Genomic DNA, 13107 nt, shown 5'->3' on the forward strand with positions numbered 1-13107 from the left:
GTCCTATCGGTCCACATCTAATCGAAACTGGATCGCTTTTATTCCAGTTGTACCGCGATCGTTTGTTGATGGGAGGATGCGTGCATCTCGCCAGGCGACGAATGGGAGACTTCTACGGTGATCTCGCCGTGCTCGTTCTTTGGGCCGCGGCGCTGGTCCTTCTGCACGCCGTCACGAACGGCCGATACGGCTTTCATCGCGACGAACTCTCGACGCTCGAAGACGCGCGCTCGCTTGCGTGGGGCTATGTCGGCGTGCCGCCGGTCACGCCTTTTCTCGCGCGCGTCGCGACGGTTTTGTCCGGGCCGTCGCTCGTCGGACTGCGGCTGCTTTCTTCCGTCGCGATGGGCATCGCGCTCGTGCTCACGGGCCTGATGGCGCGCGACATGGGCGGCGGACGACACGCGCAGATCGCAGCCGCGCTGGCCGCCGCGATCAGCAGCGTCGCGCTGAGCGCAGGCTCCCTCTTCCAGTACGTAAGCCTCGACTATCTGTGCTGGGTCGCGGCCGCCTGTTGCACGATCCGCGTGCTGTCGTCGGGCGATGCCCGCTGGTGTCTCGGCATCGGCGTCGCCGTCGGGCTCGGCCTGCTGACCAAGTACACGATGTCGTTTCTTGCGCTGGGCATCGTCGTCGGCCTGGCTCTCACGCCGGCGCGCCGCTATGGGCGAAGTCCGTGGCTCTGGGCGGGCGTGGTCGTCGCATGCGTGATCGTTGCGCCGCATTTGATCTGGCAGATTCGCCACGACTTCATCTCGCTCGACTTCCTGCGAAGCATTCACGATCGCGACATCCGCCTCGGACGCACCAACGGATTTCTCACCGGCCAGTTCTGGATCGCGACGAATCCGTTCACGGTTCCGCTGTGGCTTGCCGGCCTGTACTTTCTCTTTTTCACCGATGACGGCAAGCGGTTTCGCCCGATCGGCTGGATGTATTTCGTCGCGCTCGCGCTGTTCGTGATCGCGCGCGGCCGCGACTATTACATGACGCCCGCCTATCCGATGCTGCTCGCCGCGGGCGCGGTCTGGGGCGAGCGGCGCGCGGCTGCGTGGACTGCACGGCGGGCGCGCATGGTTCGCGGCTGCGTGTGTTTGCTGCTCGCGACCGGCGGCGTGCTCGGCGCGGCGCCGGTCCTGCCGGTCGCGCCGTTGGGTTCCGCGTGGTGGCGTTTCGCCGATGCCATCAACGGCGGCAACTTCAACGAGGAACTCGGATGGCCGGAACTGGCGCAGGCCGTCGCGCGAGTCCGCGACGCGTTGCCCGCTGATCAACGCGCGGGCGTCGGCATTCTCGCGGCCGACTCGGCGCAGGCGGCGGCCATCGCGTTATACGGGGCGAGCTTTGGGCTGCCGCATGCGATTTCCGGCACGAACACCAACTGGTTTCGCGGTTATGGCGACGTACCGCCGAAGCCGTTGATCGTCGTCGGCTTTCCGCGTGGGTTCGTGGAGCGCGAGTTTGTGTCGTGCAGGATCGCAGGCCGTGCCGATAATCCGCTCGGCATCGAAAACAGCGCCATGCGCCAGCGCGATGTTTATCTTTGCGACGGCCCGCGTCTCCCTTGGCCGCAGTTCTGGCGGCAATTGCAGCACTTCGGCTGAAACCAGCACTTACGCCGATATGCCCGCAGCCAGGCTTTTTACGATCGCGATGAATTCGAGCGCGTTCGCCGAAAGCACCTCGCCTTTTCGTATCAGAATGCCGTGCGGAGGAAGTTGATTATCGAGTTGAATGGGAAGCCTGACGAAGTCACCGTTTTCGATTTCTCGCTTGACAAGCGTATGCGGCAAAACCGCGACCATGTTTGCGTGACGCACGAGTTGCAGCATCACCGATACGGACGTGGTTTCGACCACGTTATCGAATGCCGGAAGGCCGTGGCCGATGGCGACGCGGTTGATGAGCGCGCGCAAAGGACTGGGCTTCGGTTGAAGCACCCAGGTGAAGTCGTGTTGTGAGAAATAATCGACGTTCTCCCTGAATGCGAGCGGATGGCTCGCCGAAACAAACGCCCACAGTTGCTCGATGCCGATGGGCGTGAATTCGAATCGGGAGCCGTTGAAGTCGTCCGGGCTGCGTCCGAGAACGACATCCAGTTCGCCTCTCAACAAGGCGTCGGCGAGAATATCGCTTGTCGCGGCCTTAATCTGGATCGTCATTAGCGGTCGGCGGCGCTTTAATTCCGCCAGTGCTTGCGGAAGCAAATCCGTCGACGTCGCGAGGATTGCGCCGATTGACAGCGCACCGAATCCGCCGCGCCGGAGGTTATTCAGGCTGTCGGTGAAGCGATCCCCCTCCGCAAGCGTTCGCCGCGCATAGTCGACGACATGCTCTCCTATGTCGCTGATCGACATCGGCCGCGTCGAGCGGTCGAAAATCAGCAGTCCTAGAATATCCTCGACATCCTGAAGAATCTTCGTTGCCGCCGGCTGCGTGAGATTGAGTTCTTCCGCCGCGCGATGGAAATTGCCGGTCCGGGCAAGGATATCTATCAGCCGAAGGTGCTTGAACTTCAGACGCCAGAGTGTCTGGGGCGAGATAGTCATCTTTGCCTTTTTGCGGAGATTAGCCCTAGAACTGGACCTTCAGATTCTCGCGCCGCGAGGCAGGCATTCGGCTTATTGCCAAGGTCGACAAGAGAGCGCCGAATATCACATAGAACGAGACGGAAGACGGAGAGCCGGTCAGTTTGATGAGGTACGTTGCCACGAATGGCGCGAAGCCGCCGAAAGTCATCGAAGAAATATTGTAGGCAATGCCGAGGCCCGTGAGTCTTTTCTTCGTGGGGAAACAATCTACAAGCGCGGTTGGAAACGATCCTAAGAAGAGGCCTGTGAATATCGCCAATCCTATGTGAATCAATACGATTGTGGAATAAGGCGGCTGGCCAGCGGTGAGGAAACTCAAAATCGGATAAGTCATCAGCAAAAAGAAAACTGAGTGAAGAAGCATGAGACCTCTACTGCCGATGAAATCCGATAATGCACCCGCCAGAATTGTAGTCACCATGACGACCAGGTTTGCTACAGTTGTCGACCAAAGGGCTTGACTGGCATCAAGCCCCAGATGCGTTTGCATGAAGGTCGGGAAATACGAGAAGAAGGTGTACACCACCACCGACTGCACGGCGACAAGACAGAACGCGTGCGCGAGCGTTCGGAGGATTTTCGGTTCATCTATCGCATTGGATTTCGATGCATGCTCGAACGCCGGAGTTTCACCGACCATTCTGCGGACGAGTAATCCGAACGGACCCACCAATGCGCCGAGGATAAAAGGTATGCGCCACGCCCACGCTTCCAGCGTTTCCTGGCCGAGCGCACTCGCGAGAATGGCGGTCGTTCCCAGCCCCACGAGTTGCCCGAAAAAAATGCTTGCAGGATGCAGGCTGCCGTAAAGGCCGCGCCGGTTCGGCGGTGCCCACTCGACGAGAAAGGACGCCGAGCCGCCCCATTCTCCTCCCGCCGAAAATCCCTGCAGCACGCGCGCAAAAACAAGCAAAATCGGCGCGGCGATACCGATCGCATCGTAGCCGGGCAAAATACCGATGACGCCCGTTCCCATGGCCATTGCAACGATGGTGAATAGAAGTGCGGGCTTTCGGCCGAAACGGTCGCCGAACATGCCGATTAAAATCCCGCCCAGTGGCCGAGCCAGAAATCCGACGCCGAACACCGCGAAACTGGACAAGAGCGCGGCGCTTTTGTCCGACGTCGGAAAGAAATGTGATCCGATGATCGGCGCGAGAAAGGCATACACGGTGAAGTCATACCATTCCAAAGCGTTGCCTATCACCGAAGCCGAAATGGCTCTGACGCGATTCGAGTTTTCTTTGTGTTCCAGGCTCACCACGTTGTCTCCTTATTTTATTCAGAGTACTAATCAATTACGGCATGATTTGTCCGCCGTTGACTTCGATAACCTGCCCCGTGATGTAACTCGCGAGTTGCTCGCTCGCGAGAAACAGTGCCGCGCCCGCGCATTCCTTTGCCGTTCCGAGTCTGCGCATTGGAATTGCGGACTTGAGCGTTTCTATTGTTTTCTGATCGGTTATTCCGTCGTGAATCGGCGTGTCGATGACGCCGGGCGCTATCGCGTTGACGCGAATGCCGTCCATCACCAACTCTTTGGCGAGGGCACGCGTCATCGTGGTGATATAGCCTTTCGTCGACGCATATAGACCCGTTCCGAGGCTGCCTCCCGTTCGGGCCGCCTGAGAAGTGAGATTGATAATCGTGCAGCCGCCGCGTTTTTTCATGATGGGGACGACCGATCGCGTGACGGAAAGCATTGACCTTGCGTTGATGTCGAATACACGTTGAATCAGTTCGTCATCCGCTTCGGTCAGCGGCACGCGCGCTACGATGCTGCCTGCGTTGTTGATGAGGATATCGATATGCCCAAACTTTTGGACCACCTCTTCGACTAATCTTGTCGCTTGTCGAGAATCCGTAAGATCGGCTTTGAACATGACAACCTTGCCGCCCTTTTTTTCGATACCGGATGCGATTCGTCTTGCATCATCGACGCCGGAGTTGAAGTGAAGTGCGACGATCGCGCCTTTACTCGCGAACGCTTCCGCCATCGCCGCTCCAATGCCCGAACTGCCGCCGGTGATCAAAACGACCTTTCCGAATAAATCTTCCATTACCGCTTCCTTTTTTTAGCGTGGCCCACCCCAGGCGGACAGCGCATCGCCTTTTGCGCCGTCGAGCCGAACGGTTCTAAAGTAAGCGAACTTTTGATAACCGAGAAATGAAAATCTTTTAGCGATCGATTCCAAAATGGAATCGCGATCGTCCGTATGGGTAGCGAACGCCAGTGCCCGCATGCCGATGCGCAAGCGGCCATCCGGACTGGCCGCCGCATTGAATCGCGCTAGCGAAAGCGTCTGAAGAACACGCGTATCTCGGCGGCGAGGAGTTCGGGTTGCTCCATCGCCGCGAAATGGCCGCCGCGCGGCATGTCGCTCCATTGCACGACATTGAAGACGCGTTCGAGCCATTCGCGCGGCGGCCGATGGATTTCCTTCGGGAAGCGTGCAAAGCCCACCGGCGGCAAGACGCGTTCACCCGCCGCGAAGCGCATCGGCTGCAAGCGGTTCTCCCAATACATCTGCATGGCCGTGCCGATGCTTTGCGTATGCCAGTAAAGCGAGAGATTCGTCAGCAGATCGTCTTTCGAGAAGCAACGCTCGATATCGCCATCGCAGTCACTCCATGCGCGAAACTTTTCGCAGATCCATGCGGCAAGTCCCGCCGGTGAGTCGTTGAGCGCCGTGGCCACCGTCTGCGGTTTGGTGGCGTGCATGTGGGCATAGCCGCCTTCGAGCGCGGCCCATTCGCTTTTGGCGCGCAGGTAGTCCTCTTCGGCTGCCGTGAGCGGAGCACGCGCGGCATCGACGGCGGGTTCGTACGAACTCGGCAGAAAGTTGAGATGGATGCCATCCACCCGCGCCTGATGCCGCGCCGCCAGCGCCACCGAGACACCCGCGCCGAGATCGCCGCCCTGCGCGCCGAAGCGTTCATAGCCCAGACCTTGCATCAGCGCGGCCCATTGGTCGGCCACCTGAAACGCGGATGTACCCGCTGTTGCAGGCGCGTCCGAGAAAGCAAAGCCGGGCAGCGAAGGCACGACGACATCGAAGGCATCGTCGGGATCCGCGCCGAAGGATGCCGGATCGCACAGCATCTCCGTGAGCGCATGGAACTCAAAGAATGATCCCGGCCAGCCATGCGTGATGACAACCGGATAAGGCTTCGGCCCCGTCCCACGCCGATGCACGAAGTGCACGCGCCGGCCATCGACCTCGGCGATGAATTGCGGCTGCCGGTTCAGTTCACGTTCCGCCGCGCGCCAGTCGAAGGCGTCGGACCAATAGCGCGTCAGCTCATGCAACCACGTCGCATCCATGCCCTGACGCCACGGGTCCGATGGCGTCATCGGGGGCTGGCGGCTTGCGCGCAGGCGCCGGTGCAGATCGGCGATCTGGTCGTCGGGAACGGCAATCTGAAATGGCTCGATATGCATGGCAAGTCCCGCACGACATGATGATCGGGCGTTCAGTGTAACGCGGCCTTCCGTTGCGCACTTGCCGCACGTTCGAGCTTTGGATGACGCACGACTTCTTTATCGTCACATCGCGGCCATCATGGCGGGCGCGAAAAACGGGCGCGCGTGTGACGCAGGTCTGTGTCGGATCGATGATGTCAATATCGTGTCCCGCGCGTGAATCAGCCCATTCCCTCACGTTCGAGCCATGCGCGGAACAGCACGACGAGTTCATCGCCGAGCTTCGCATCCGGTATGTAAGTGCAATAACTCCGCGATGGCAGACGCGGAAGCGCAAAGGGCATCACGAGCCGGCCCGCGGCGAGATCGTCCGCGACGAGTGCTGTCGGTCCCATCGCGATGCCCATGCCATCGACGGCGGCCTGCAAGGTCAGATAGAAGTGATCGAAGGTCAGCACCGCCGCCGGGCGCAGCAGCGGGATGTTTGCCTGCGCGAGCCAGTCCGGCCAGACGCGCGGCAGGCTCGACGTGTGCAGCAACGTATGCCGCGCCAAATCTTCCGGCACGCGCAGCGGCATGCGCTCCAGCAGCGCGGGACTGCAAACCGGAACGCGCTCTTCCGCGAGGAAGCTTCGCATCGAATAGCCATAGAACGTGTCGGGGCCGCCGCGAATCACGATGTCGTAGCTGTCTTTCAGCGCCTCCACCGGCTCGTTCGATGTCTCCACCCGAACCTCGACATCGGGATGCGCGCTGCGGAAACGCCCCAGCCGCGGCACGAGCCAGCGCAAAACGAAGGTCGCGGGCGCATTCACGGCGAGTGTGCGGAACACGGCGGCGGACAGGCCATAACGCGCCGTCGATTGCGCGAGCTGCTCGAACAGCGGACCGATTTCCGCGAGATACGTCCTGGCCGCAGGCGTCAACACGACGCGCCGGTTATGCCGTTCGAACAGCGGCGCGCCGAGCCATTCTTCGAGCACGCGCACTTGCTGGCTCACGGCGCCGTGCGTCACATGCAATTCGGCGGCGGCTTCCTTGAAGCTGCCGAGCCGCCCCGCCGCCTCGAAGGCGCGCAGCGCGTTGAGTGGAGGCAAAATCCGGTTCATTCGAATTCGAAGTAGATTTTATAACGCGACATCCGAAGATAAGTGGTTTGTCGTCGTATCACAAGATAGATATTCTTTTAACTTCGATAACTAAAACGAAGAATCGCGCATGCTCAGCTATACCGGCGGTGTCGTCCTTCTGGCAGCCCTGCTCCACGCGAGCTGGAACGCAATGCTGCACGGCAATCGCGACCGCTTTTTCTCGATGGTCTGGATGAGCATCGCCATCGGCGTGGTCTCGACCGTTGCGGTGGTCTTTCTGCCGCTGCCGGCGCCGGCGGCGTGGCCGTATATCGTCGCGTCGGGGCTCGTGCATATCGTCTATAACGTGAGCCTCGTGCGTTCGTACCGGCGGGGCGATCTGGCGCAGGCATATCCGATCGCGCGCGGTTCGTCGCCGCTGCTCGTCACGCTCGGCGCGGCGCTGTTCGCGCACGAGGCGATCGGCGGATTGCACGCGTTCGGCATCGCGCTGATCTCGGGCGGCATCATGGCGCTCGCGTTGCAGGGACGGCACGTGTCGCGCGCGGGCGCACTCGCGGCGTTTCTGACCGGCGTGACCATCGCGATCTACACGGTGATCGACGGCATCGGCGTGCGTCTGTCCGACGGTCAGGCGTTCGCCTACACCGCGTGGATGTTCCTCTTCTACTGGATGATGCCGCTGATCTTCATCGTCCGGCGCGGCGCTCCGGCGCTCTGGAAACCGCTGCTGACCGCGCCGATGTCGGTTGGTTCGTCGATTGCGGGCGGACTCGTGTCGATCGCGGCCTACGGCATCGTCATCTGGGCGATGCAGGCGGGCGCGATGGGCGCGGTGTCCGCGCTGCGCGAGACCAGCGTCGTGTTCGCCGCGCTGATCGGGCGGATGTTCCTGCGCGAAAACGTCGATGCGCGGCGCTGGATCGCGTGCGTGGTCGTCGCGGCGGGCGCGGTGTGTCTCGGCCTTTAACGCGGGTCACGGGGCGAAGCGCGTGAACACGTAATCGCGATCTTTCACACGCGCGGCGTGACAGGCGAAGCACGTTTGATGCTGGGCCGCATCGACCGGCTGCCCGTTCACGAAACGCCCGAAGCCCCAGCCGCCCGTCGACGCATAGCGGCGCGAGTCCTTCACCATCACTTGTACGGTCGTCGGCGCGCCGGGCACCGTGGCCGGCTCGAAGTCGGCCGACTGGCGGCGCTTGTAGGCGAGCTTCACGAGGACGGTTCCGTCGGGATACGGCTGCGTCGCCTGCTCGATCGCCTTGATCGCGACGGGATTGCCGAGCACGACGCGCAACTCGTCGAGCGGCGCGGCCTCTTCCGCCGGCGCAACGAGTTCCCACTTGCGATAACCCTCGGGAATCGTCACGCCATAAATCGGCGATGCCGCCGCCTTCGACGGCTCCGCGAACGCGTGCTGCGTCATCGTCGAAAGCAGGAACGGCAGGCAAAGCGCGGCGCGCGCAATCATGTGGCGTGGCATCTCGTTCAAAAACGTGCGACGTCGATGATCGCGTCGGCGAACGCGCGCGGCGCTTCCTGCGGCAAGTTGTGCCCGGTGCCCCCGCCGATATTGCGATGCGCATATCGCCCCGTGAACTTCTTCGCATACGCCGACGGGTCCGGATGCGGCGCGCCGTTGGCATCGCCTTCGAGCGTGATCGTCGGCACGGCGATCGGCGGCGCCTTCGCGAGACGCGCTTCGAGTGCGTCGTATTGCGCCTCGCCCTGCGCGAGTCCCAGCCGCCAGCGATAGTTGTGAATCACGATCGCCACGTGATCCGGGTTGCCGAACGCCTGGGCGGATCGATCGTAGGTCGCATCGTCGAATTGCCATTGGGGCGACGCCGTGTGCCAGATCAGCTTGTTGAAGTCGTGACGATTCGCGTCGTAGCCGGCCTGGCCGCGCTCCGTCGCGAAGTAGAACTGATACCACCACGCCAGTTCCGCTTTCGGCGGCAGCGGCGCCCGGTTCGCTTCCTGACTGCCGATGAGATAGCCGCTCACCGAGACCATCGCCTTGACGCGCTCGGGCCACAGCGCCGCGACGATATTCACCGTGCGCCCGCCCCAATCGAAACCGCCGAGAATCGCGCGCTGGATCTTCAGCGCGTCCATCAACTCGATGACATCGCGTGCGAGCGCCGCCTGCTGGCCGTTGCGCGGCGTGTCGGCCGAGAGAAAGCGCGTCGCGCCGTAGCCGCGCAGATACGGCACGATCACGCGATAACCCTGTGCCGCGAGCATCGGCGCGACTTCGGCGTAGCTGTAGATGTCATACGGCCAGCCGTGCAGCAGGATCACGACGGGACCGTTCGCCGGCCCCGTTTCCGCATAAGCGATGCTGAGCGTCGGTGTCTCGACGTGCCGCAGGTCCGTGAATGCTTCCGGCCGCAGCGGCGCGGCCGCGTTGCGCGGCGTCGTGGTTTCGCTCGCGCGGGCGAGGCCGCTCAAGCCCAGCTCCAGCAAGCCGATGCCCGCGACGGTCGTGCCCAGCAGGCGGCGGCGCCGCGTATCGATTTGGTCCGGCATGGTCGATCTCCTTGTACGTGGGTGGTTGCGCTCGGGGACTATTTGAATCGATGAACGTATCTGGCTTGTGTCGCGGGCGGCGAGCGGTGCAACGCAATGTGTCGCCGGGTTGCGCGGACACAGTGCGATACAAACCGCGCGCGATTCGCCGCCGCCTCAGGGTTTCCCCTAGAAGTATCGCGACGATGCCCTGCTGTCGGTTAGCATCGACGGGCAGCGCCACGCAGGCACGGCAAAACCACGAAGCACGCCGCGCCTTCCGAACTTCCAAGGGTGTCATGTCCAAAATCGAACACGAATTGACGCGCGATTCCGCAAACGATCTCGCGCAGGTTCCCGCCCCTGATCCCGACACGACACAGGCAGCACCCAACGAGGAAGCCGGCCACGAAGGCGACGAAAGCGACCAAAGCGACGAAGGGCAAGAGCACGAATCGTCGGAAACGCCCGCCGTCGCGCGCACCGGTCCGCTCACCGAAGCGAAGCTGTTCGGCCGCCAGACGCCGCCCGCCGCCGCCACGCCGCCCGCCGCGCCGCCGCAACTCCAGGGCGGCGGTGCGAGCAGCTATCGGGCGCTCGCCGGGCTGCTGTGCGGCTACGCGCTGCTCATCACCGGAAACGGCCTCTTTCAGACGCTGATCCCGCTGCGCATCCTGCAAGCCGGCTATCCGACGATCGTCATCGGCCTCATTCAGTCGTGCTATTACGGCGGCTTCATTCTCGGCGCGGTGGTCAATCGCAGGCTCATCGACCGTATCGGGCAGCATCGGACCTTTGTCGCGTTTTCGGCAGCGGCATCCATTCTCGCCATGGCGTTCGGCGCCGCGCAATCGCCGTGGGCGCTCGGCGCCGTGCGCCTGCTCACCGGCGTCGCGTTCATGGGGCTGTATACGTCGATCGAAAGCTGGCTCAACGGCACGGTCGAGAACGAAAAGCGCGGACAGGTCTTCGGCTCGTATGCGGCCATCAACTATCTCGCGGTGGGAACGGGCCAGTTCCTGCTGAACGTGGGCGCGGGTTCGGGCGGACAACAGTTCTCGATCGCCGCCGCGCTTTTCGCCGCCGCCGTGCTGCCCGTGACGCTGCTCGAAGGCTGGCCGGTCAAGATCGCCGATGAATCGCTCAACCGCATGCCCGCGCGCACATGGCGCGAAAGCGTGCGCGAGATGATGGCCGCCGCGCCGCTCGCCGTGCCGGGCTGCGTGCTCGCGGGCCTCATCTACAGCAGCTTCTACGCGATGATGCCGGTCTATCTCGAACGCGCGGGCTTTTCGACGAGCGAGCTCGCAACCTTCATGGGCGTCGCGCTGATCGGCGCGCTCGTGCCGCAATGGCCGATGGGCCGCATCTCCGACCGCGTCGACCGACGCCGTCTCGTCTACTACACGGCATCGATCTCGGCGACGCTGAGTCTCGTGCTCTTCTGCTTCGACGTCCGCGCGATCACCTGGTGCGCGACGCTCGCCTACGTCGCGGTCACGTTCACGCAGTATGGGCTTATCGTGTCGCACGTTCAGGACCGCACGGAGGCGCATCACCGGGTCGCCATTTCGGCGACGCTGCTCGTGCTGTTCTCGTTCGGCGGCATGACCGGTCCCGCGCTCGCCTCGGCGATGATGACGATCGTCGGCCCGAGCGGCCTCTTTCTCTTCAACGCGGTGTCCTGCGTGCTGCTCGCGTTGAGCGCGCGCCATGCGCTCGGCCTGCACTTGCGAAAAACGCAGAACGAAGCGCAGACGTGAACGGCGCGGTCTGGATCTTTTTGCATCTTTATCGAAGATGAAAATCGTCGTTTCTTACGTTATGCGCACTTGTTTCTTTCGTTAGTGATACGGAGATAGTGACGCAGCAATCCCATTGACAGTATGTCGCGTGAAAAGCACTGACTGTTGGCCGGTAAGTCGTCGGCGTCGAATGTAATGTGATAGTCGGCATGACGGGTGGCGAAGCGCGAGCGCAGACGTTGGCCGCGGAGTCATGCGACGAGCAGCGCGCACCCGCGCGTCGCGTCACGGGGATCGCATGAGCGACGGTCAAATCCAGCTGGAAGTCATCACCGACGAGCCAGGCCTGCTTGCGCTCGAACAAGCGTGGAACGCGCTCTGGCTGAAGGCGCACGGACGCTATTTCCAGCGCTTCGACATAAACCTGCTCGCCTGGCGTCACGTCGCGCGGCCGCAGAACAAAAAGCTGCATTGCATCGTGCTGCGCGAGCGCGGCGAGCTGCGTCTCGTGTGGCCGCTCGTGTCGCGGCGACGCGTCCTCTGGACCTATCTCCTTCCGCTCAGTCCCGATGCCGCCGACTACACGAGCATCCTCGTCGAGGACGGCCCCAGCGCGATCACGCATATCGAATCCGCATGGCGCGCGGCGTGCGCGCATTGCAAGGCGGATTTCGTGCATCTGCCGTATCTGAACGAAGGGTCCGAACTGCATCGCGTCGCCTCGCGCGAACCGCGCGTGCTCGGTCTCTCGCGCCACGAAGCGTGGATCGCGAAACTGCGCGATGAAGCCGACTGGAACACGTACTGCCGCTCGCTCGGCACGATGCACGGCAAGAAGCCCGGGCAACTCGCGCGACGGCTCGCGAAGGAAGGCGAACTGAGCATCCGCCTGATCGATCCCGCGGATGCCGAGGGCATTACGCATTGCGTGCGCGCGCTGCTCGCGTGGAAACGCGAATGGGCCGAGCGCACCGGGAAGAAGGGCGTATGGCTCTTCTCGCAATACTACGAAGATTTCCTGATCTCGACGCTTACGCACCGCGGCGGCACGGCGTACGAGCCGCCTGCGCGCATGACCGTCGTGACGCTCGACGGCCGCCCGATTGCCGGCGCGATCATGAGCCACGGCAATCCGCTCGCGAATGCCGTGATCGGCAGTTTCGATCCGTCGCTGGCCAGGTTCGGCGCGGGCTCCATTGCGTGGGAGCACGCCGTCAAATGGGCGCTGGAGCAGCACTACGACATCGACTTCGGCGTCGGCTCCGAGCGCTTCAAGTCCTACTGGGGACGCGGCAACCGCAGCCATGCATGGACGATGCAGATCGCCAACTCGACCTGGGGCCTCGTCGGCTACCGGACGGTGCGCGCTTGCCGCGATATGTACGCGTGGCTGAAGGGCGCGCGGCATGCATCGCATCGAAGCGACGATACGCAGGAAGCGGTCGGATCGATAGAAACGCGCGGGAAGTAGCGTTCGGCGGTGCAGCTTTGATGCGCGGCGTAGAACTCGTCCGACCGCAAACGTCGGAGTAATTCATCGGAAAGCCTCGACGCGCTTATCGTGCCTGTCGTCACGCCGGCTGGACCTTCAGGCTGACAAGCGCGTAATCATCTGCGTATTGCGCCGGACTTCATCGGTAAGCAATACACATCAATCCGCAAAAGCGCCTTCGGCAAGCAAAAAAGAATTTCGCTTCGCACTTCCAATTTCCTAAACTCAACCTGTCGCGATTGGAACGCTA

General features: G+C 62.4%; 11 protein-coding genes. 4 read left to right on the top strand and 7 right to left on the bottom strand.

Annotated features, from left to right (window positions below; all coding sequences use genetic code 11):
- Nucleotides 1-101 precede the first annotated feature (101 nt).
- On the top strand, nt 102-1604 hold the full coding sequence (locus tag BRPE64_RS24425; protein WP_016347588.1) for a glycosyltransferase family 39 protein: 1503 nt from the start codon (nt 102-104) through the stop codon (nt 1602-1604).
- A gap of 9 nt (nt 1605-1613) precedes the next feature.
- Here BRPE64_RS24425 and BRPE64_RS24430 read toward each other — a convergent pair whose 3' ends face one another.
- From BRPE64_RS24430 to gcvA, 5 genes are all read right to left on the bottom strand, one after another.
- Nucleotides 1614-2549 (bottom strand): LysR family transcriptional regulator, encoded by a 936-nt coding sequence (locus BRPE64_RS24430; RefSeq protein WP_016347589.1) that lies wholly within the window; start codon nt 2547-2549, stop codon nt 1614-1616.
- A gap of 25 nt (nt 2550-2574) precedes the next feature.
- Nucleotides 2575-3855 carry an MFS transporter gene (locus BRPE64_RS24435; protein WP_016347590.1) on the bottom strand — a complete coding sequence of 427 codons (1281 nt, stop codon included), beginning with the start codon at nt 3853-3855 and terminating at the stop codon, nt 2575-2577.
- Between the two features lie 34 nt (nt 3856-3889).
- Nucleotides 3890-4651: an SDR family NAD(P)-dependent oxidoreductase gene (locus tag BRPE64_RS24440; RefSeq protein ID WP_016347591.1), complete on the bottom strand. Its 762-nt coding sequence runs from the start codon at nt 4649-4651 to the stop codon at nt 3890-3892.
- 230 nt (nt 4652-4881) lie between these two features.
- Entirely contained in the window at nt 4882-6033 is a 1152-nt protein-coding gene (locus BRPE64_RS24445) for an epoxide hydrolase family protein (protein ID WP_016347593.1), read from the bottom strand.
- Nucleotides 6034-6236: 203 nt separating this feature from the next.
- Entirely contained in the window at nt 6237-7124 is an 888-nt protein-coding gene (gcvA, locus tag BRPE64_RS24450; RefSeq protein WP_016347595.1) for a transcriptional regulator GcvA, read from the bottom strand.
- A 109-nt stretch (nt 7125-7233) separates the two neighbouring features.
- Between gcvA and BRPE64_RS24455 the strand changes: the two genes are divergently transcribed.
- Nucleotides 7234-8076, top strand: coding sequence for an EamA family transporter (locus BRPE64_RS24455; RefSeq protein ID WP_016347596.1), 843 nt, complete (start codon nt 7234-7236; stop codon nt 8074-8076).
- A gap of 6 nt (nt 8077-8082) precedes the next feature.
- Here BRPE64_RS24455 and BRPE64_RS24460 read toward each other — a convergent pair whose 3' ends face one another.
- Together BRPE64_RS24460 and BRPE64_RS24465 are read right to left on the bottom strand one after the other, a co-directional pair.
- A complete protein-coding gene (locus BRPE64_RS24460; protein ID WP_016347597.1) occupies nt 8083-8580 on the bottom strand; it encodes a cytochrome P460 family protein in 498 nt (165 codons plus the stop codon).
- Between the two features lie 17 nt (nt 8581-8597).
- Entirely contained in the window at nt 8598-9641 is a 1044-nt protein-coding gene (locus BRPE64_RS24465; protein ID WP_016347598.1) for an alpha/beta fold hydrolase, read from the bottom strand.
- A 278-nt stretch (nt 9642-9919) separates the two neighbouring features.
- Between BRPE64_RS24465 and BRPE64_RS24470 the strand changes: the two genes are divergently transcribed.
- Together BRPE64_RS24470 and BRPE64_RS24475 are read left to right on the top strand one after the other, a co-directional pair.
- Entirely contained in the window at nt 9920-11383 is a 1464-nt protein-coding gene (locus BRPE64_RS24470; RefSeq protein WP_016347599.1) for an MFS transporter, read from the top strand.
- Nucleotides 11384-11663: 280 nt separating this feature from the next.
- Nucleotides 11664-12836 carry a GNAT family N-acetyltransferase gene (locus BRPE64_RS24475; RefSeq protein ID WP_016347601.1) on the top strand — a complete coding sequence of 391 codons (1173 nt, stop codon included), beginning with the start codon at nt 11664-11666 and terminating at the stop codon, nt 12834-12836.
- Nucleotides 12837-13107 lie beyond the last annotated feature (271 nt).

This window comes from Caballeronia insecticola (assembly GCF_000402035.1).
Taxonomy (GTDB): Bacteria; Pseudomonadota; Gammaproteobacteria; order Burkholderiales; family Burkholderiaceae; genus Caballeronia; species Caballeronia insecticola.